Below are 20,307 nucleotides of genomic sequence, written 5' to 3' on the forward strand. Positions count from 1 at the left end.
TAAAAACCATTCTTTAAAACTAAATCGTTACTTACCGAATTTTTCGTTGAACATTTTCTCCAAGGCAAACATTTCATCGCGGAGTTTTGCGGCTTGTAAAAAGTCCATGTCTTTTGCCGCTTTCTGCATATCCTTACGGGTATTATCGATTGCTCTTTGCAATTCATTTTTACCCATATACTGTACAATCGGATCGGCTGCGATGCTGATTTCGGCATTTTCTACATAAGCCCTGGCTTTGTTATCGCTTGCTTTTTGAGAGAAATCGAGTACTGAAGTCTGCTCTAAAATGGCCTCTCTTGATTTTCCAACGGTTTTTGGAGTAATGCCATGCTCAAGGTTATAGGCAATCTGTATATCCCTACGCCTGTTGGTTTCCGAAATGGTTTTTTCCATGCTATCGGTAATGCCATCAGCATACATAATTACCCGGCCTTTATCGTTACGGGCGGCACGGCCAATGGTCTGGATTAGTGATTTCTCAGAACGAAGGAAACCTTCTTTATCAGCATCTAAGATGGCTACTAATGTTACTTCAGGTAAATCTAAACCCTCACGTAAAAGGTTAATTCCTACTAAAACATCGAATTCGCCTAAACGTAAACCACGGAGAATTTCTACACGCTCCAGGGTTTTAATCTCAGAGTGGATATACCTGGTTTTGATATTTAACCGATCCAGGTACTTAGTCAGCTCTTCGGCCATACGTTTGGTTAAAGTGGTTACCAGGATACGTCCACCGTCTTTTATGGTAATATCAATTTCGTCCAAAAGATCATCAACCTGGTTAATGGCTGGCCTGATTTCGATCACAGGATCTAATAATCCGGTCGGCCTGATCACCTGTTCTACCACCACGCCCTCTGATTTTTCGAGTTCGTACTCGGCTGGTGTTGCACTTACATAAATGGTTTGTGGAGCAAGTGCCTCAAACTCGTTAAAGTTTAATGGCCTGTTATCCAGTGCTGCGGGTAAACGGAATCCGTACTCAACCAACGATAATTTTCTCGACCTATCGCCGCCGTACATCGCCCTGATCTGTGGAACGGTCACGTGACTTTCATCGATGACCATTAAATAATCTTCCGGGAAATAATCCAGCAAACAGAAAGGGCGCATGCCCGGCTGTCTTCCGTCAAAGAAACGTGAATAATTTTCGATACCCGAACAATATCCGAGTTCTTTCATCATTTCGATATCAAAATTGGTGCGTTCTTCCAGCCTCTTGGCTTCCAGTAAATGCCTGTCGGCAATCAATTGGTTCTTACGGATTTCCAGTTCCTCCTGAATACCCCAAATAGAGGAATTGAACCTATCTTTAGGGGTAACGAAAAGATTGGCAGGATAAATGGCCATATCTTCGAGTTTTTCCAGGGTTTTGCCTGAAACAGGATCAATTGCCGAAAGTTCTTCAATGTCATCACCAAAAAAGGAAATGCGATAGGCATGATCAAGGTAAGCAGGATAAATATCTACAGTATCCCCCTTAACCCTAAAAGTTCCGCGTTTAAAGTCGGTTGTAGTACGCGAATATAAAATCTCAACCAAACTGTGTAAAAAAGCATTTCTCGAAATACGTAAACCTACGCCAAAGCGGAAAACCATCCTTGAGAAATCTTCAGGATTACCCATACCATAAATGCAGGAGATGGATGAGACCACGATAATATCACGCCGGCCGCTCATCAATGAAGAGGTGGTACGTAAACGTAGTTTTTCGATCTCCTCGTTAATACTTAAATCTTTTTCGATATAGGTATTACTGGAAGCAATAAAAGCCTCTGGCTGATAGTAATCGTAATACGAAACAAAGTAATTTACCGAATTTTCAGGGAAGAAGTTTTTAAACTCGCCATAAAGCTGTGCTGCTAAGGTTTTATTATGACTTAAAATCAAAGTAGGCTTTTGAGTCTGCTCGATTACATTGGCCACGGTGAAGGTTTTTCCAGATCCTGTAACGCCTAATAAAGTTTGATAATGTTCGTTAGCGTTTACACCATCAACCAGTTGTTTAATGGCATTTGGCTGATCTCCGGTAGGCTGATATTCTGAGGTGATTTTAAATTTCATGAGTATATCAAACTTAGTTAAAATTGATCTTTAAATCAATTTTAATGTTCTCTCCTCCGCTTATAAAAACATAAACCGCTTGGAGGAAATATGCGATTTAGGCTGTAAAGAGTAAAACAGGCGAAAGTCAGGAAAGTTGGAAAAATAAAATCCCCGTTGAAGAAAATTCAACGGGGATTTTATCAAATCAAATTATGCAGAAGCTTTAAGATTCCCAATCAAGTTGGGAACGACGATCCGCGATAATGATGATGCTATTATTTTCCGGCAGCTGCCTGCATAGGATTTTTACCAACTGACTGGCCTCTTACAGCACCACCAGCTTTCATTTTGTAAACCTTAAATTTACTTTCTTTTGCTTTGCCACCCCAGGTATTGTTTGAGGTATCGATATCAGCAGTTTCGCGTAACGGATCAACTAAAATTGAAGCAACTTCTTTGTTTTTTACATAGAATTTAGAAGTTTTAAGCTCATTATGCCTCCAGATCTGTGCAGGGATACGGTCGATCTCTTTGGTACCATCTTTATAGGTAAACTCCACAATAATAGGCATCACCAAACCGCCTCTGTTGCTAAAGCTTAGTTCATATAAAAACTGGTTGGCATACTTATTTTGATCAGCTTCTGCAACAACTTCTACAGGTGGTGTCATATCCATTTTGGTAGCTACAGTAGTATCAACAGTTACCAATCCTCTATCGTATTTATAATAAAAGTCCTGTGCTGCAGTATTCTTATCTACATAGAAATTAATCTTTTTATCCTCACGGTTTCTGATTTTTGAAATATCTTCGAAAGCATTCACCGCTGGTTTATCAATTTTAACCATCCTCGATCTGGCAGCAGGAACTTCTTTAGGGAAATCGGCTTTAGCAAATTTCACACTATCCAATGAGATATCGCAGGGGTCTGTTCCGTAAAACCAACCTCTCCAAAACCAATCTAAATCTTCGCCACTGGCATCTTCCATGGTACGGAAAAGATCTGCAGGTTCAGGGTGTTTAAAAGCCCATCTTCTGGCATATTCTTTAAATGCGTAATCGAAAAGTTCTCTGCCCATAATGGTTTCGCGGAGAATATTTAAACCTGTAGCTGGTTTCGAATAAGCATTTGGACCAAAACGTGCAATGTTTTCAGAGTTGGTCATAATTGGCTCCAACTCATCTTTAGGCAATTTCATGTAATCAACAATGGTGTAAGCAGGCCCCTTTTTGCTTGGAAATTTGTTATCCCAAAGTTCTTCTGTTAAATATTCAACAAAAGAGTTTAAACCCTCGTCCATCCAGGTCCACTGGCGCTCATCGCTGTTCACAATCATTGGGAAAAAGTTGTGCCCAACCTCGTGGATAATTACACCAAGCATTCCGTTTTTGGTGCTTTCGCTGTAAGTTCCATCGGCATCTGTACGGCCATAGTTGAAGCAGATCATCGGATATTCCATTCCATTAGCTGCTTCGATACTTTGAGCAACCGGGTAAGGGTAAGGAATGGTAAAATCTGAATAAGTTTTGATGGTATGCGCTACTGCACGTGTAGAAAATTTGCTGTACAGGTTGTAAGCCTCTTTTCCGTAAAAACTCATACACATTACAGTGTTGTTATTGGCCTGAATTTTTTGTGGCATGGCATCCCAGATAAACTTACGGGAAGAAGTCCATGCAAAATCGCGCACATTATTGGCGTTGAAAACCCAGGTTTTTTTAGCGGTCGATTTTTTGGTTTCAGCGGTTTTCGCTTCAGCTAAAGTCTGGATTTCTACCGGAGCTGCTGCAGTTTTTGCAGAATTATATCTGCTCAATTGCGTTGGGTTTAATACCGCGCTATAGTTGATACACTCTCCTGTTGCACCGATCAGGTGATCTGCCGGAACAGTCATCTGTACTTTAAAATCACCAAAGGTTAAGGCAAACTCGCCTCTTCCTGTAAACTGGTGGTTCTGCCAGCCCTGAAAATCGCTGTAAACGCACAAACGTGGGTACCATTGCGTCATGGTAAACAGGTAGTTGCCATCTGCCGGGAAAAACTCGTAACCGCCACGGCCACCAACACTCATTCTGTCGGTAATTTTGTAGTTCCAATCAATATTAAAAATTAATTTCTGTCCTGTTCTTAAAGCTACCGGCAAATCAATCCTCATCATGGTTTTATTAACCGTGTATTTTAGGTTTTTACCTGTTGCATCCGTTAGTTTGGTAATGTTGATTCCATCACCATTGTTAGCAGTTGCGCTTAACTGGTCCAAACTTTTCGTTGTGCCCATAAGAGGCATTTTGGTCGCATCCTGATAGTTTGCGTTCTTATCGGTACTGTGCTCGTTTTCATCAAGCTGCAACCAGATATAAGTTAAGGGATCAGGAGAATTATTGGTGTAGGTAACGGTTTCAGATCCCGTAAGTAACAGGTTTTTTTCATCCAGTTCACATTTAATGTTATAATCGGCACGTTGCTGCCAATATTTAACACCTGGTGCCCCGCTGGCTGTACGTTGTTCGTTTGGTGTAGGTAAGATAGTACCCAGCTGTTCGAATTTGTTCCCGTGGTTACTGCCAGGGTTATTCTGAATGTTTTGGGCCATGGCCAAAGTACCCGAAAAGAGTAAAAGACCAGTTAAAGTAAACAGTTTATTCATAATACATTAGTTAAAGAGGAATTCTTTCTAAAGCCATTTTTAAAGCCAGGCTAAATACGGCTGCCGATACAAATAATACCCAGCTTAGGCGTTTAATGCGGGTATAGTTAAAAATGAAAAAAGTAATCAATAAAATAATGATCACCATAAAAATCTGTCCTGCCTCAAGCCCTGCATTAAAACCAAACAGGCCCCAGCCAATGTTCTGGTCTTTTGCCAGCATGATTCTGATGGAATTGGCGAAACCCATGCCGTGGATCAATCCAAAACCCAATGCCAAAAAGTAGTTGATCTTTACAGATTTCATCGAAAAATTCTTCCTGAACAGATTACTTATCGCAGTAATGACAATGGTGCAGGGGATTAAAAACTCTACCCATTTGCTTTCGAACCTGATGATGTCTAAAACACTCAAAAGTAAAGTAAGCGAATGGCCAATCGTAAAAGCAGTAACCAATATCAGCACTTGTTTCAGGTTGTGGTAACTATAAATGGCAACCAATGCTAAGATAAAAAGTTGATGATCTAACGCATCGGCGCTTATAATATGCTCCCAACCTAATTTGAAATAAAAGATAAAATCTTGCAACGGCATGAAATAATAAGCTAACTATTGGAGTTAAAATAGTTTATAAGGCTTAAAATTATGTTTTTAATTGCAAAAAGCCCAAATATCCTTAAAACAAAACCATAAATACCAAATTTGTTACTAATTTTTATGTTATTTAGGGCGGTTGTTTGGTTTAAACTTTAAATCTTAACTTTGCTGGCCATAACACCTTGATATTGATGCATAGATTAAAATATATCCTTTTGCTATTATGCTGTGCTTGCTGTTCGGTTAATGCAGGTATGAAACATCCTTTGCATGTAAGCACGACCGAAATAAATTTTAACGCCCGGGATAAAACCTTAGAAATAAGCTGCAGGATTTTTTCGGATGATTTTGAAGCCATTTTAGTGAAACTATATAAGCAGAAAACGGATTTAAGCAATGCGAATATGAAAACTGCAATGGATGAACTGGTTAAAAAGTACCTGCTCTCGCACTTGCAGTTAAAAGCCAACGGAAAAGCGGTTGCCATGAACTATATCGGCTTCGAAATTGATCATGAAGCAACCAATATTTACCTCGAAGTGGAAAAAATGCCGGCTGTAAAATCGGTTGAGGTTAACGACACCATTTTATACGATATGTTTGATGATCAGATGAGTATTGTACACGTTGTAAAGGCTAGCACCCGTAAAAGCACTAAAATACTGTATCCCGAAAAGAAGTTTACCGCAAACTTTTAATTGTAATTTTTGTATTAGATAACGGTTCAATGTTAAATTACCGTTAAATTTAAAAGGCTATATTATAGGTTAATATTAGCTGAGGAATATTTCTTGTCATCTTTTTTTAAATCCCGTGTTGTTAAAATAAGTTATGCATCTAATCATCTTCTCCAATATATTAACGCCCAGAATAAAATATATCTTCAATTTTATTTTTAAGGATATCCTTAAAGCAGAAATAGAATTTACAGGTAATAGTCAGTATTTTCTGCAAAGTGAACAGGTTAAGATCAGCTATGGTGATGAACCATTAGGTGATGAGCTTTTTTTTAAAACCACCGCTTTGCTTTTTTCCAATAAACTGGAAGAATTTAAACCAAAAACCATTTCATTTGGCGAGTACCAGGTTCCTTTTCCGGTAGAGCAATCTGCTTTGCCCTTTGATGTTTTTGCGGCGTCCTTTTTTTTGCTGAGCCGTTACGAAGAATACATTCACCAAAAAAATACAGAAGAAGAATTTAAGCCCTCAAAAAGTTACCAGTATAAATGGAAGGTTTTGGATAAACCGGTTATTGATGAATGGGCATTAATGATTAAAAGCATCATCAGAAAAAAACATCCAAATTTTAAATTTCGCGAAAAGAAATTCCAGCATCAGCCTACCATTCACTTCAATATTTTACCAGGTTTACCAGAAGGTTTTTTAAACCGGACTAAATTTGTTTTTAGTGCGCTTTTTAAAAAAGAGAATAATTACCTGAGTTCAAAATTCGATCGGCTCACCGGAGTTGGGATCAATAATGAGCAGGTACTGGAAGAAGTAAATAAAATTGTGGCTGCGAAAAAAAATAAAGCCCTTTATTTTGTCGATTTTCCTGAAGTACCGATGGATTACATTCAGATTAATGGTGTTGCTAAACATTTTGAGGATCAATCTGTAGGGTTATTAAGGCCTTGTGCCAGCGACAAGCAGAAAATGACCGAGATTAAAGAAGGACTGATCAAACTTAAGAAAATCCATCCAACAGCTATTCCTCTAACCAGTCAGCAATTGGAAGTATTAAAATTTCCAATCTGTTATTTGAATATCCTTAATTCGGGCATTACTGCCGATTATTCTATGGGTTATAGCAATGTGCCAGGCTTTAGGGCGGGAACTTGTACTCCTTTTAACTGGTACGATCTTCAGCTCGAAAAAGTAACACCTCTGGTGGTGAATTCTTATTGTTTAACCGATTATATCCTGCAGTGCTTAACAACCGAATCGGCGACGAAAACCTTACATCAATATATTGATGCGGTTAAGGTTGTAAACGGAATATTTTATAGCAGCTGGAGTTTAAAAAGTTTATCAGATCATCCCAAATATAAAAGATTGAGGTTACTGTTTATTGAAACGCTTAACTACGCAGGAAACTAATTTTTTAAACTATCGCCTTAAAATCGCTAATTTTAACCATTAAACCCGATGGGCAAAGTAAAATAATATAACCACGGATGAAAAGGATGTACACAGATAGAAAATCCGTGTTTATCTGTGTGCATCTGTGGTTAAAAAGGCTTAACTTCCAATTAGGGCTTGATTTTATAAAACCCGAAAAACAAAAATGATGATTTTTGACCTAAGCAAAACAAAATCGATTGCCAATACCTTTATAGCCGAACTTCGGGATGAAAACATCCAGAAAGATTCGATGCGTTTCCGCAAAAATCTGGAAAGGCTTGGTGAGTTTTTTGCTTACGAAATCAGTAAATCGTTAAAATATAGTTCTAAAGAAATTACAACTCCTCTAGGCGTATCGCCCTGCGAAGTTTTAGCACAACAACCTGTCCTGGCCACTATACTACGGGCCGGACTGCCATTGCAACAAGGTTTGCTCAATATTTTCGACAGGGCTGAATGCTGTTTTATTTCGGCTTACAGAAAAGTTGAAAAGAGTGGCGATTTCGTGATCCAGATGGATTATATTTCTACTCCTGATTTAGATGGCAAAGTTTTGATTATGGCCGACCCTATGCTGGCAACCGGACAAAGTATGGTAATGTGCTGTAAAGAATTGATTAACCGCTACAAAATTGAAGAACTTCATATTGTTGCCGCAATAGCCAGTACCGAAGGCGTTGCCCATGTACGCGCCAATTTGCCTAAGGCGAAAATTTGGGTTGGTGCCATTGATGAAGAAATGACCAGTAAATCTTACATCGTTCCCGGATTAGGTGATGCCGGCGATTTGGCTTATGGAGAGAAAGTTTAGGGTAGTCCTTAGTCTGAAGTCTTTAGTCCGGAGTCGTTAACCCTCATGAAATAAAATTGAATATCCTCTTTATATGCAGTAGAAATAAATGGCGAAGTGCTACTGCCGAAACTATTTATAAAAACCATCCCGAACATCAGGTACGCTCAGCTGGTACGGAACCTTCGGCAAGGATTAAAATCAGTGCCAGATTGATCGCTTGGGCAGACCTGATCTTTGTAATGGAGAAAAAACATAAACAAAGGATTACCGAGCGTTTTCCTGAAGAAGTTTATGAAAAAGAAATGATTACTTTGGAAATTCCAGATGATTATCAGTACATGGACGGGGAGCTTATTGAGGAGCTTAACGCAAAGGTGGGAGATTATTTATAAATCAAAAATCATTAAGTTACCTTTGTGAAAAACATCACAAATGAAAAAACACATTTTCTTCGACCTTGACCATACCATCTGGGATTTTGACCGTAATGCCGAAGAAACATTAAACGAGCTTTATCATACTTATAAACTGGATGAACTTGGCCTTAAATCCTGCGCCGATTTTATCAGCACCTATACCGAGAATAACCATCAGTTATGGGCCGATTACCATCTGGGCAAAATCACCAAAGACTTTTTAAGATCGGAGCGTTTTAGCAAAACTTTTATTCAGTTGGGTATCCATCCTGATGCTGTTCCACATCAGTTTGAGGATGATTATGTAAGTATTTCGCCTACTAAAACCAATCTGTTCGATGGGGCAGAAAACGTATTAGCATATTTACAGCAAAAATACACCCTGCATATCATTTCAAATGGTTTTAAGGAGACTACCTTAACCAAAATGAACCTTTCTAACCTGAATCCATATTTCGAAAATGTGATTATTTCAGAAGATGTAGGCGTAAATAAACCAAATCCTGTCATTTTTGAATATGCACTGGATAAAGCTAAAGCGATAAAGGCAGAAAGTATTATGATTGGTGACAGTTTGGAAGCCGATATTTATGGTGCATTAAATTTTGGTATGGAGGCCATCTTTTTTAATCCTTCGCGAAAAGAAAAACCTGCAGATGTAAAACAAGAAATTGTTCATTTGGAAGAATTATTGAAACTTTTTTAATCCTACTCCTTTTTTGTTTGGTTTTGGCATTTGTTTGGCATTAATCCAAAACACACACAAATGAAACCTTAATTAAAATGAAAACAACCATCTTTTTAGGACTGGCAATGTTATTTGCTACCCTAAGTTTCGCTCAAAACAACCGCAGATCTGCCGAAGTTTTCTTAGAAATCGTTAATCCAGGCAAGTACAACGTGTATTTAGACGAAGAACTTGTTTCGTCTGCCAACGGTAGGTTCCGTTTTTACGATGTCTACAATTCTACACCAGTACTATCTATTATTCAGGGCAATACGGAAATCTTAAAACAACGGTTAAGGGTGATCCCGGAACAAAGGCTTGTTTTAAGCCTTGAAGGTAAAGAATTAATCACGTTGAAACAGATGAATATTTTTCGGAACAGGCAATACGCACTCGACGATTTTGATGGGTATACCGGAGATTATAATACGGGTATTGTTCCGCCAGTGCTGCCAGATCCGAATTACCGTTTATTATCAACAGAGGCTTTTCAGGAATTTTATACGAGTTATAAAAAATCCGATTTTGATAGCGAAAGGGTAAGATTGATCAATGCAGTGAGCAAAAATGCTTCATTTTCCAGCAGTCAGAGCAAACTTATCCTTAAAACATTCACATTTGATGGAGAACGGTTAAAGATTGCCAAAAGCCTCTATCAAACCGTTGTAGATCCGCAAAATTATTTTACAATTGCTGAGACATTCGAATTTCCTTATTATAAAGATGAATTTTTAAAGTATTTGGAGAAACCGTAATTCGGCTTATCTTTATTAAATGACGGCTGCAAAAGTTAAGGCATCGATACATCAGGTGGTCGATGCCTACAAATTGAAATTATCGCGTTACCCTGAAGATATTTTCCAAACTACCCCTCCAATTTCAGGCTGGAGTTATAGCGAAGTATATTCACATATTTTTGATTCGAGCTTACTTTCAATAATTGCCTTTGAACACGCAGCAAATGGTAAAGGCGAAAACAAACCGACACATTTTATTGTAAAACTGATTTTATTGCTGGGTTCACTACCTCCGGCAAAAAAATATAAGGTGCCGAAACGACTGGCAGAGCGTGTAAAAAAAATCAGTAAAACAGAAGCCCTCGATTTTATTTTAGAATTTGAAAAAGCTTTGGATGATAACTATCCTTTACTTGCACATGCAAAAGCCAATAGCAAAACAAAACACCCCAGGTTAGGCTATTTAAATGCTAAACAATGGCTTAGGTTTATCGAAATACATTTAAAACACCACTTAAAACAGTTAGAAAGAATAGAAAAGAGCTTTCAGGCCTAAATTAATTTCGCCATATTTGGTTAATCCTAAACCTTTTGCTCATGAAATACGCTTTTTACATCCTAACACTTATTACACTTTGTGCTTGCAACAGCGAAAAGAAAGAATCCGCTCAGGCTGTTATTCCAACTCCTACCGGACTCCAGGGACTGCAAAAAAACAATGTTGCTCAGCCAGTAGCGCAGAATACTAAAAGTAATCTGATTTTTAATCCGCCGCATGGCGAAGCCGGACATACCTGTGCACTGGCCGTTGGTGCTCCATTAAATTCTACGGCAAGCGTGCAGCCTCAACAAAATACAAATCCACGGCCAGCAGCTGCTGCTGCTGCGACTGCTGTTGTTAATACTTCAGGTAAAAAGCTAAATCCTAAGCATGGCGAGCCTGGTCATAGATGTGATATTGCTGTTGGTGCCCCTTTAGATAGTAAACCAACACAGGTGGTTACTACAACGCAGCCTGCGGTTACCCAGATACCAGCTGTGAGAGTAGGCAAAGGTTTAAATCCGCCACATGGTCAGCCGAACCACAGGTGTGATCTTGCCATTGGTGCACCATTAAACAGCAAACCTGTTCAAACAATAACTCCGGCTCCTGAGATCAAAACTACAGAGACTAAAGTTTTGGAATTGAAGAGTGAGGGAAAATAAGATACTTGTATTGATAAGTACCTTATTTAATTCACAAATTTTTCTAATAAGTTATATTAGGAAAATCTGTCTTTGCTTTAACAAACTGATTTTCCATTTCTGTTGTCCAGCCAAAAGCAGTAGTTGCCTGCTGTTTTAAATTTTTTCCCGCTGCACCACTCCAGAAATGTACAAATTCGCCCCAGTTCATATCCCTTGTATAATCTGTGCCATTTGATGGGAAATTTTGTGCAAGCAGTGTAAAGAATTTGTTCAAGGTTGCTGTACCTCCACTATTGGCGTAAATAGGATAAAACCAATTTTTGAACCACTGTGTATTTGCTTTTGGAAAATTATCTACAGTAGCCATACACTTAGCATACCACCGATCTGCATCGCTTGTCATACCAAGTTTTTTGTACACATCGTACTGATAAATCTCCATCCACTTACTATCCCCCCATATTTTAAAAGCAGGCGAATTATGTTTTCCTTTAGAAGCAAATTCAACAATGTGGCCAACTTCATGTGTCACTATATCTTTCTCATTAGCGGTAAAATCAACCCATGCATTTTTGTCCAATAAACCAACATCAATAACATTTCTATTGTCATGGCTGCTGTCAAAATAATTAGAGGGATGGCCTCCGGCATATTTTCCTGTGTGGAAGACTGCGAATAGTCTGCCATCTTCTCCGAAATTACCGTAAACATTTTTTGTATACCGCCAAACGCTTGTTAAATAATCATTAGGCCAACTGATTGACTTATTTACATCTTTATCATAATAAACTGCTAAGTCGTCATTATAGAATGCGCGATTTAATAACTGAGTATGCTCAAACCAGTGTTCCTGCCACGTTGTAGGCGGTTCACTCATTGCAGGCGAATCGTTATTGTCCTTCTTACAAGAACTGAAGATTAAAAATATAGATAGAAAGCAATAAATAATTTGGTTCTTATTCATATCCTTAGGTTTATACTTAATAATTAACACATTAAGTTTATAAATGTTTATGCCACTTTTGAATATGGCGCTAGTGACAAACATTTTTTACATCTTTGCGTTAATGAAATTACCCGCCATAAAAGGTTTTGACGAAGAAGCATTTAATAAGTATTTGAAGAATACAGGGCTATTAATGCTTGGAAGAGTTGGCAGTTTGGCTATTAAAATGGCTGTTAGCATTATGGTAGCCAACTACCTGCTTGCCTTTAACAATGGTATTTTAACAAGTGCAATTGCTTATACTTATCTTTTTGCATCCATTGCTGGTCTTGGACTTGATCAGTTCATTGTAAAAGAACTTCATCAGTTTCCAGGAAATAGAGATACCATATTAGGGACTGCATTTTTATTAAAGGTTATTGCTGGTCTGATCTGCATACCTGCTATTTTTTTAGCCTGGACCATCCGCCCGCTTTCTGATATTCCATATCATATTATTTTAATATTATCTTTTACGGGCTTATTTCAATCTTTAACCGTAATCGATTCTTATTTCCAGTCCGAAGTACAGTCGAAATACATTATGCAGGTACAGATTGTTGGAAATTTCATATCAGCGCTTACCAAAGTTGCGCTGATTGTATTTTCTGCGAAGTTGATCTATTTCGTGTATTCATTTCTTTTTGATACCGCCCTGCTATCAATAGGTTATTTTTACGTTTACCAACGGAAGGGCAGAAACATTTTTAAATGGAATTTTAATAAAGAATTAGCCCTCAAATTGCTCCATTTTTCGTGGCCATTAATTATTTCGGGGATCATGGTTTCGGTTTACATGAAGATAGATCTGCTAATGTTGAAAGAAATTATGGGGCAAAAGGGAACTGTGGAGGCCGGAGCTTATGCAACCGCGGTTAGCTTAAGCGAAGCCTTAAACTTTGTGCCTGTGGCTATTGTAACCTCGCTTTTTCCTGCAATTTTAAATGCCAGAAGAGATAATCCGGAGCGATACCAAAAAAGGCTTCAAAATTTATACGATTTAATGGCCTGGCTAAGTCTTGCATTTGCCTTATTTGTAACCTTTGCTGCGCCTTATATCTATAGGTTATTCAACCCTGAATTCGCGTTTGCCGCGCCAGCGTTAGCCTTACATGTATGGGGAAGTATTTTTGTTTTCTTAGGTGTAGCGAGTGGTCAGTATCTGATTGCGGAAGGATTTAGCCGCCTTACCTTTATCCGTACGGGTTTTGGAGCAGCCGTTAATATTGTATTAAACTTAATCCTGATCCCAAAAATGGGTATGATCGGTACGGCTATAGCTACGGTAATTGCTTATTTCTGTTCTACTTTTTTTATTCTGTTATTCAAAAAAACGCGGCAACAAGGTTTGATGATGTTAAAATCACTGTTCCTTATTACCGCGTTCCAAAAAATATTTAACAAATAATTATAGGCGATAAACGCAGGTGCGTAAAGTTTTTGCAAAAAAGGTGTAACCCTTATCCTTTAGAAATTTGTATATCGGCGAATTATTCAACTCATCAACATTAACATTCTCTTCTACCAAAATAACACTTGGTTTATACTTATCCCAGTTATTGGAAAGTAAAACCTGGTAATCCAAACCTTCCACATCAATACTCAAAAAATCGATAGTGGTATTGGCTGGCAGATGTTGATCCAAAACATCACCTAAAGGCAGTACATCAATATCAAGTTCTTTTATAATTTTATATTTAGCGGATTCGGCGTCGATCCTTTTAGAAACCTCTTCAGAAAAACTATTCAATGCAGGCTCGTTAAAACAGTAGAACTTAAGTTTGGTTTTTTCCGGACCTATACCAATATTTAAATTAATGTCTCTTTTTCTAAAGGTATTAAAAGCGCCAATAGCCGACGGCGTAGGTTCAATGTTAATCCCCTTCCATCCACGTTTATAAAAGTAATTGGTATTGGAATATCTTACGGGATGATGTGCGCCAACATCAACAAAGAAGCCCTTATAGCCTTTTTTCTGCTCATAAATCGCCTTAAGTATCATGTCCTCACCATCTTGCGAGTATGATTTACTGTAGGCGAAATAATTAACAGGTAAATATTTTAATAGGACCTTCTTTATCGCTTTAATCATAAAAATTTAATTACTTAGTTTTGAATCTATCGATTTCAAAACTAAGTAAAAAGTGTGAATATTAATTCATCGGTTTAAGTGGTATAAAGTTGTTTAAATTACTTGCATCATATCCGACTGACATTTTCTCATCGGTATACCATGCATAGAAGGCCGAAGAACTGGTGGCAATGCCTATGTCAGTTATATCGCTAAAGTTTTTACCCGGAGGTATTGTGTATGGTTTGAAGGATGCATAAGCACTTAAATCTGTTGAATTGCCTTCGGTAAATGTTCCATCCGTATAAAAAGCATAAATGTGGTCATTTCCTTTAAAGATCGATATCCCTACCAGATCTGCCGGGGTTTTTCCGGCGGGTAAAGTATAGTTTTTAGGGGCAATAAAATCTCCTAAATTTGTGGTGTGCCCAACAGACATTATACCATCGTTATACCATACATATACATAACCACTGCTTGAGATGGCGATGTCAATAATCTGGCTATAATCGCGACCATTTGGGAGAACATAGTTGGCAGTTGGGCCGTTTATTGATGTTGAATTACCTTTTGTAACTTTACCATTTTTGCCCCAAAAATATACGCCATCATCTGCTCCTATATCTATCCCAGCCATTGTTGCCAATGTTCCCGATGATCCAATTGGTCCGATAGGAGTGGTTGGATCAGTAGGGTTTGTTGGATTTGTAGGGTTTGTTGGATTTCCAGGCCCGCTGCCACTGTTTATTATAAAATTGTACATCACATTATAATAGGCATATCCGGTCATATCTGCTGTTTTATAAAAAAGAATGATCTTTCTGTTCGGATTGGTTAATACAGTTTTATCTATTGTTGCACTGAAAGTTTTATCTAAAAAAGCATTATTTGGGCTTGCTGGAAAATCGGAACTTTTTACCTCAACAGGAGTGCTAAAGTAATCTACTCCGGTTACCGATCCATAATCGTCGATTTTATAAGAGCCTAAAACTACACTCATTTTAAAAGGTTTCCAGTTTGGATATGTTGATGAAATGCGGTGAAACCATACTTTGAATTGAACGGGGGTAGTATTAGAGGTATTGCTCAATAATACCTTTCCACTGCTAAGGTAAGCAGGCAAAATTTCAAAATTTGTGATATCCCCATAATGCTGTTGTGCATTAACCTTGCCTGCGCCAATAACAAGCATAAAAATAATTGACAGTAACGTTAAGTTTTTCATAGTTTATTTCTTTTTAGCAACTAAATAAAATTCGGTTAAGTTTTCTCTATCTATCTGTTCAGTACCATTTAGTAAGAATATTTCTTTTTTCTCATCGTACCTGATGTCATCAACATTAACGTTAATGAGTTCAGCCATGTAGTTTTTCAAATCGGTGATGTTAACTACTTTAACAGATTTTACTTCTTTTGGGGGTGGGAAATCTTCTTTGCTACAAGAGAGGAGTGTTGTGGATATTGCAAATGCTACAAATGCAATTTCAATCCATTTTTTAGATATTTTTTTCATAAAATTTTAGGATAGCAAGATATAAAATATATTCATTTTAAGAATGTTGATGTATAATTAAATTTCTTAAAATATTGTATAATTACTTTTTTAGTTGTATAACTAATTAGATTATAGGGTGTTTGTAATTAAAAACACAAGCGTAAAAAAAGCTGATGATTTTTTGGAATTACAATCCCATAAAGGTGTGCTCTTTAAGATTTACGTTCAGCTTACTGATAGGGCTTTAAATTCTTGAAAATCAACAAAAAAAATCATTAAGGGATAATTAACCTGCTATTTTAATTAGTTGTAGATTTGTGTTATTTTTATTTTTTTCCATAATCTAAAAACATTGTTTTACCGCTCTTAGAATGCACAATAAAATCAAGCCATTTTACAGGTTATTATATCTTTTGGCATTTTTAATACTTCCTTTTAACAGTTATGCACAACAGCAGCCCATTCCGGATTGGGTTAAGGATATTGGCGGTTTTGGGGAAAGTAAGGTGACTGGTGTTGCTGTTGATAAATTTGATAATGTTTACATAGCCGGAAATTTCAGAAGTACGATCACTGTAGATTTATCGGGTGTTTCTGCACCCGTTAGTCTGACATCAAATGATGATTATGATGTTTTTATTGCTAAATATACACCTGATGGAAAATTAATCTGGGCAAAGAGCATTGGCGGATCAGGGCTTGATCAGGTTAATAATTTAACAGTTGATGAGGAATCAAATGTAATTTTTGGTGGCCAGTTTAGTTCGTCGAGTATGGATTGCGATCCAGGATCGGGTACCTTCAATCTTAACAACGCTGGAGGAAATGATGCTTTCATTGTAAAGTTAGATCTGAATGGCAACTTTAAATGGGCAAAAAATGTAGGTGGCTCATCAACCGAATATGGACATGTTGTTGCCGCTGATCGTTTAGGTAATGTTGTCTTTGTAGGCTCCTATTCATCTAGCATAAACCTGGGTGGCTTTAACCTAACACCCAAACAAAGCTTAGATGGCTTTATGGTAAAATATGATAAAAACGGTAATATTCAATGGGCTTATGGTATCTCCTCATTCGGTACCGATGAGATCAGGCATGTAATAACCAATACCAACAACGAGATTATCATAATGGGCTATTTTTCGTCCAGTATCGATTTAAACCCTAAAGGTCCGGCCAGCAATATTACAGGTACTTTTCAAAATTACTTTATTGCAAAATATACCGAAACCGGTCAGCTAATATGGTCCGACAAAATTGATGGTGCCTCTGTAGTTGTATCCTCTTTAGCCTCGGGGCCAAACAACGATATTTATCTAACCGGTGTTTATAGTGGTACGGTAAACCTGGGTTCTCCTACAAATAATGTTGCCTTAACATCAACGGGAGGGAAAAATCTTTTCGTTGGAAAGTACAGTTCCTCAGGTGCAACATTGTGGGGCAAAAACATCGGCGGAAATAGCCCAACACCTTATAGTTATTATATTACCGCCGATGTAGATGATAACGTATATATCGGAGGTTACTTTGATGGAACCCTGATTTTCGGTGATGCCAGTTTAAATAAAACATTAACCTACCACGGTGGAAGGGATACATTTTTTGGAAAATATACAGGAGCGGGCAATTATGTATGGGCATTTAATTTTGGCAGTAGCTGCCCGGGTAACTTTGGGCATAAAATTGCAGTTGATTCGAAAAAGAATGTTTTACTTGGCGGATCATTTTGTAGCACTGTAGATTTTAACCCTGGAATATGCGACCTAAAGATTACGGCGAAAAACAGTACGTCAGATGGCTACATTTCAAAATATAACCAGATTAAGTTTACTGGTGATGCAAACATCGTTTCATTTGAACTTGCAGAACAAACAGCGCCTGCATTAATAAATACACAGGATAAAACGATAACCATTAAGGTGAGGGCCGGAACCAATGTTACTGCGCTTAAACCAACGTTAACAACCGATATAGGTGTTGTTGCGCCACTATCAGGGGTAGCCAACAATTTTACGCAGCCACAGAAATATATCATCACCTCTAACTGCCAGGATTATACGTGGTTGGTAACTGTGCAGGTAGAAGATACAAACGAAATAACAATCTGCTCAGGGGCTACACAGATTCTGGTGGGTGTTCCGGCAAACACTAAACCATCAACCACTTACCTATGGCAGATTAAAGATCCGGCTGGTAATTGGATCGCTGCACCTAATGCTAGCTCAAGCATAGATTACGAACTAAAAGGGCTTACCAATTTTACTAATCAAGATATAACTTATCAGTTTAGAAGGAAGGTGTTTTCGGCAAATACTGAAATTATCGAACCGGAAATAAATATTATAATTCATCCTGCTACCACTAACAATTTAATCAGTACAGCACAGAATCTGTTATGTAGTGGTACATCCAATATTGTAATCAACGGAACAGTTCCGCAGGGGGCAGAAAATCAAACAGCGGTTTATAAATGGCAGGAAAGCGACGACGAATTAACCTGGCGGGATATAAATAACGAAACAGGGAAAGACCTTTCAATTACCGTTGCCAAAACCAAATATTTTAAACGCCTTACTTTCTCGGCAAGTTGCATTAGTTATAGCAATACGTTAAAAATAGAAGTTCAACCACAGGTTACAGCTTCGTTTGCAGGAAATAACATTGCACTTTGCAATAGCGGTACGGTTACTTTAAATGCAAATGCGACTGCCCTGAACGAAACCGGTACCTGGCAGGTAGTAAGCCCGGCTAGCTACAATCCTTTTAATGCTGCTAATGAGCATAATCCTAACCTGCAGATTAACAATATACCCAGTAATGTTGATGTAGTTTTAAAATGGACAATCAATCAGGATATCTGCTCAACATCCTCATCATCTACCATCACCATCCACAATTATGGTGAAGCTATTTTAACTTTACCCGGTAATTTAACCGTTAGTGAAGGTCAATCGGTACAGATTCCCGCTACCATAACACCTGTTGTTAATAATTATACATTTACATGGAGCCCAGGTAACAGCCTCGATCATCCGGATGTACTGGCGCCTACAGCAAAACCTGATAAAACAACAGTCTATCATCTAAAAATTACCTACGGAAATAATTGTATTATTGAGAAAGATATTAGAATAGGTGTTGATAAAACAACTAAGCTTGCAATTTGCTCAGGCGAAACAGTGCAGCTTACCGGCGAGGCTTTTATTGGAACCAGCCCGGGCATGCAATGGCAGTTTTTTGATTCGGGAGCCTGGGTAAATATCCAGAATGCCAACAATGCAGATTTTTCTTTAAAAACCGTTGAGCATTTTGAAAATACAGCCAAAGTTATACTGTATAGAAGAATGATTACCACAGGCGGCACCACCTATTTCGACTCGAAATACGAAATTACCACCACCCCACATACACAAAACAATGTCATTAGTACCGAAACGTTAAATTATTGCGGTAACACCACCGAACGCCTTAGTATTACGGGTTCTGATCCTGTTGGAGCCACTGGTACGGCCATAAATTATGCCTGGGAATTAAGCAATGATGGTGCAAATTGGAGCACTATCGTAAATGAAACAGCGAAAGATATTGTATTGAATAACCTAACAAGTACCGTTTATTTTAGAAGAACAACATATAGTAATTCTTGCGCGGCGCTAAGTAATGTATTAAAAATCACCATTAATCCATTACCAACCATTGCAAATGCCGGTGAAAATCTTAATCTATGCGGAAAATCATCTGTTATTTTAAGCGGAAACAAACCTGGTGAGAACGAAGTAGGTACCTGGTCTGTTATTTCGCCTGTAAACTTTAATCCATTTACTGCAGCAAATATCAATGACCCAAATGCTGTTATCAATGATCTTCCTTCAGGTCAACAGGTAGTTCTTCAATGGGAAATTGTAAACAACAATTGTAATACGACTTCCAAAGATGAAGTAGAAATCATTTCATACCGCGACGTTACTGTAACTGCACCTACCAGGCTCACCATAGATTACGGTAAAGTGGTTAATTTAAATGTAATTACAGATTTAGGAGATGAACCTTATAGTTTCGAATGGCTTACTAAAACCGGATTGAAGAATCCATATAGCTTAAGCCCTGATGCCAGCCCAAGAGAAAATACTACTTATACCTTAAAAATTAATTACGGGTTTAACTGCAGTAAAGTAATTCCGATCGAGGTTATTGTTTTAAACACAATAGAAATTCCGAAAAGCTTTTCTCCAAATGGTGATGGCATTAACGATAACTGGAACATTGGGAATATTTTAAACTATCCCGGTTCTAAAATATCAGTTTATAATAGGTATGGAACGCCAATGTATCAAAATGTTAATAATTTAGCCGCCTGGGATGGAACATACAAGGGTAATCTGGTGCCTGTTGGTGTATATTATTACGTTATTGAACTTAAAGACAAGTACAATTCCGTTTATAATGGGAGTATTACAGTTTTACGGTAGTATA

17 protein-coding genes are annotated in these 20,307 nt (G+C 37.9%); 10 read left to right on the forward strand and 7 right to left on the reverse strand.

From position 1 onward, the window contains the following. Positions 1–27: 27 nt before the first annotated feature. From uvrB to H9L23_RS21510, 3 genes are all read right to left on the reverse strand, one after another. Complete coding sequence (gene uvrB, locus H9L23_RS21500; RefSeq protein ID WP_317175268.1) at positions 28–2,070, reverse strand: excinuclease ABC subunit UvrB; 2,043 nt, start codon at positions 2,068–2,070, stop codon at positions 28–30. A gap of 257 nt (positions 2,071–2,327) precedes the next feature. Continuing rightward, positions 2,328–4,700 carry a M1 family metallopeptidase gene (locus H9L23_RS21505; RefSeq protein WP_187592249.1) on the reverse strand — a complete coding sequence of 791 codons (2,373 nt, stop codon included), beginning with the start codon at positions 4,698–4,700 and terminating at the stop codon, positions 2,328–2,330. 10 nt (positions 4,701–4,710) lie between these two features. Beyond that, positions 4,711–5,295: a HupE/UreJ family protein gene (locus H9L23_RS21510; RefSeq protein WP_223191006.1), complete on the reverse strand. Its 585-nt coding sequence runs from the start codon at positions 5,293–5,295 to the stop codon at positions 4,711–4,713. 194 nt (positions 5,296–5,489) lie between these two features. On the opposite strand from H9L23_RS21510, the gene H9L23_RS21515 reads away from it, so the two are divergent. The 8 genes from H9L23_RS21515 (at position 5,490) to H9L23_RS21550 (ending at position 11,301) form a co-directional block, all read left to right on the forward strand. Beyond that, complete coding sequence (locus H9L23_RS21515) at positions 5,490–5,996, forward strand: DUF6702 family protein (RefSeq protein WP_187592250.1); 507 nt, start codon at positions 5,490–5,492, stop codon at positions 5,994–5,996. A gap of 133 nt (positions 5,997–6,129) precedes the next feature. After that, the gene (locus H9L23_RS21520) at positions 6,130–7,398 is read left to right on the forward strand and encodes a DUF7033 domain-containing protein (protein ID WP_187592251.1); all 1,269 of its coding nucleotides are present in this window, start codon (positions 6,130–6,132) and stop codon (positions 7,396–7,398) included. 190 nt (positions 7,399–7,588) lie between these two features. Beyond that, positions 7,589–8,233 carry a uracil phosphoribosyltransferase gene (upp, locus tag H9L23_RS21525; protein ID WP_187595555.1) on the forward strand — a complete coding sequence of 215 codons (645 nt, stop codon included), beginning with the start codon at positions 7,589–7,591 and terminating at the stop codon, positions 8,231–8,233. A gap of 56 nt (positions 8,234–8,289) precedes the next feature. Then, positions 8,290–8,607, forward strand: coding sequence for a low molecular weight protein tyrosine phosphatase family protein (locus H9L23_RS21530; protein ID WP_187592252.1), 318 nt, complete (start codon positions 8,290–8,292; stop codon positions 8,605–8,607). 40 nt (positions 8,608–8,647) lie between these two features. Continuing rightward, complete coding sequence (locus H9L23_RS21535) at positions 8,648–9,337, forward strand: YjjG family noncanonical pyrimidine nucleotidase (protein WP_187592253.1); 690 nt, start codon at positions 8,648–8,650, stop codon at positions 9,335–9,337. A 77-nt stretch (positions 9,338–9,414) separates the two neighbouring features. Then, positions 9,415–10,113, forward strand: coding sequence for a DUF4476 domain-containing protein (locus H9L23_RS21540; protein WP_187592254.1), 699 nt, complete (start codon positions 9,415–9,417; stop codon positions 10,111–10,113). A gap of 19 nt (positions 10,114–10,132) precedes the next feature. Further along, positions 10,133–10,651: a DinB family protein gene (locus tag H9L23_RS21545; protein WP_187592255.1), complete on the forward strand. Its 519-nt coding sequence runs from the start codon at positions 10,133–10,135 to the stop codon at positions 10,649–10,651. Between the two features lie 41 nt (positions 10,652–10,692). Beyond that, on the forward strand, positions 10,693–11,301 hold the full coding sequence (locus H9L23_RS21550) for a hypothetical protein (RefSeq protein WP_187592256.1): 609 nt from the start codon (positions 10,693–10,695) through the stop codon (positions 11,299–11,301). A gap of 43 nt (positions 11,302–11,344) precedes the next feature. On the opposite strand, the gene H9L23_RS21555 is transcribed toward H9L23_RS21550, so the two are convergent. After that, positions 11,345–12,247 (reverse strand): hypothetical protein, encoded by a 903-nt coding sequence (locus H9L23_RS21555; RefSeq protein WP_187592257.1) that lies wholly within the window; start codon positions 12,245–12,247, stop codon positions 11,345–11,347. 103 nt (positions 12,248–12,350) lie between these two features. Between H9L23_RS21555 and H9L23_RS21560 the strand changes: the two genes are divergently transcribed. Next, on the forward strand, positions 12,351–13,676 hold the full coding sequence (locus tag H9L23_RS21560) for a flippase (protein WP_187592258.1): 1,326 nt from the start codon (positions 12,351–12,353) through the stop codon (positions 13,674–13,676). On the opposite strand, the gene H9L23_RS21565 is transcribed toward H9L23_RS21560, so the two are convergent. The 3 genes from H9L23_RS21565 to H9L23_RS21575 all read right to left on the reverse strand — a co-directional run bounded on the left by H9L23_RS21565 (position 13,677) and on the right by H9L23_RS21575 (position 15,852). Next, positions 13,677–14,360: an FkbM family methyltransferase gene (locus tag H9L23_RS21565; RefSeq protein WP_187592259.1), complete on the reverse strand. Its 684-nt coding sequence runs from the start codon at positions 14,358–14,360 to the stop codon at positions 13,677–13,679. 61 nt (positions 14,361–14,421) lie between these two features. Further along, on the reverse strand, positions 14,422–15,564 hold the full coding sequence (locus tag H9L23_RS21570) for a hypothetical protein (RefSeq protein ID WP_187592260.1): 1,143 nt from the start codon (positions 15,562–15,564) through the stop codon (positions 14,422–14,424). A gap of 3 nt (positions 15,565–15,567) precedes the next feature. Beyond that, positions 15,568–15,852, reverse strand: a complete 285-nt coding sequence (locus H9L23_RS21575) for a hypothetical protein (RefSeq protein ID WP_187592261.1) — start codon at positions 15,850–15,852, stop codon at positions 15,568–15,570. 353 nt (positions 15,853–16,205) lie between these two features. Between H9L23_RS21575 and H9L23_RS21580 the strand changes: the two genes are divergently transcribed. Further along, complete coding sequence (locus tag H9L23_RS21580) at positions 16,206–20,303, forward strand: T9SS type B sorting domain-containing protein (RefSeq protein WP_187592262.1); 4,098 nt, start codon at positions 16,206–16,208, stop codon at positions 20,301–20,303. The last annotated feature ends 4 nt before the right edge of the window (positions 20,304–20,307 follow it).

It is taken from the genome of Pedobacter roseus (assembly GCF_014395225.1).
GTDB lineage: Bacteria > Bacteroidota > Bacteroidia > Sphingobacteriales > Sphingobacteriaceae > Pedobacter > Pedobacter roseus.

Excerpts from the sequence above, each read along its gene's own strand:
- H9L23_RS21565 (WP_187592259.1), bottom strand. The coding sequence starts at position 14,360 with ATGATTAAAGCGATAAAGAAGGTCCTATTAAAATATTTACCTGTTAAT.
- H9L23_RS21510 (WP_223191006.1), bottom strand. The coding sequence starts at position 5,295 with ATGCCGTTGCAAGATTTTATCTTTTATTTCAAATTAGGTTGGGAGCAT.
- H9L23_RS21540 (WP_187592254.1), top strand. The coding sequence starts at position 9,415 with ATGAAAACAACCATCTTTTTAGGACTGGCAATGTTATTTGCTACCCTA.
- H9L23_RS21550 (WP_187592256.1), top strand. The coding sequence starts at position 10,693 with ATGAAATACGCTTTTTACATCCTAACACTTATTACACTTTGTGCTTGC.
- H9L23_RS21545 (WP_187592255.1), top strand. The coding sequence starts at position 10,133 with ATGACGGCTGCAAAAGTTAAGGCATCGATACATCAGGTGGTCGATGCC.
- H9L23_RS21570 (WP_187592260.1), bottom strand. The coding sequence starts at position 15,564 with ATGAAAAACTTAACGTTACTGTCAATTATTTTTATGCTTGTTATTGGC.
- H9L23_RS21515 (WP_187592250.1), top strand. The coding sequence starts at position 5,490 with ATGCATAGATTAAAATATATCCTTTTGCTATTATGCTGTGCTTGCTGT.
- H9L23_RS21505 (WP_187592249.1), bottom strand. The coding sequence starts at position 4,700 with ATGAATAAACTGTTTACTTTAACTGGTCTTTTACTCTTTTCGGGTACT.
- uvrB (WP_317175268.1), bottom strand. The coding sequence starts at position 2,070 with ATGAAATTTAAAATCACCTCAGAATATCAGCCTACCGGAGATCAGCCA.
- H9L23_RS21535 (WP_187592253.1), top strand. The coding sequence starts at position 8,648 with ATGAAAAAACACATTTTCTTCGACCTTGACCATACCATCTGGGATTTT.
- H9L23_RS21560 (WP_187592258.1), top strand. The coding sequence starts at position 12,351 with ATGAAATTACCCGCCATAAAAGGTTTTGACGAAGAAGCATTTAATAAG.
- H9L23_RS21520 (WP_187592251.1), top strand. The coding sequence starts at position 6,130 with ATGCATCTAATCATCTTCTCCAATATATTAACGCCCAGAATAAAATAT.
- H9L23_RS21575 (WP_187592261.1), bottom strand. The coding sequence starts at position 15,852 with ATGAAAAAAATATCTAAAAAATGGATTGAAATTGCATTTGTAGCATTT.
- upp (WP_187595555.1), top strand. The coding sequence starts at position 7,589 with ATGATTTTTGACCTAAGCAAAACAAAATCGATTGCCAATACCTTTATA.
- H9L23_RS21580 (WP_187592262.1), top strand. The coding sequence starts at position 16,206 with ATGCACAATAAAATCAAGCCATTTTACAGGTTATTATATCTTTTGGCA.
- H9L23_RS21555 (WP_187592257.1), bottom strand. The coding sequence starts at position 12,247 with ATGAATAAGAACCAAATTATTTATTGCTTTCTATCTATATTTTTAATC.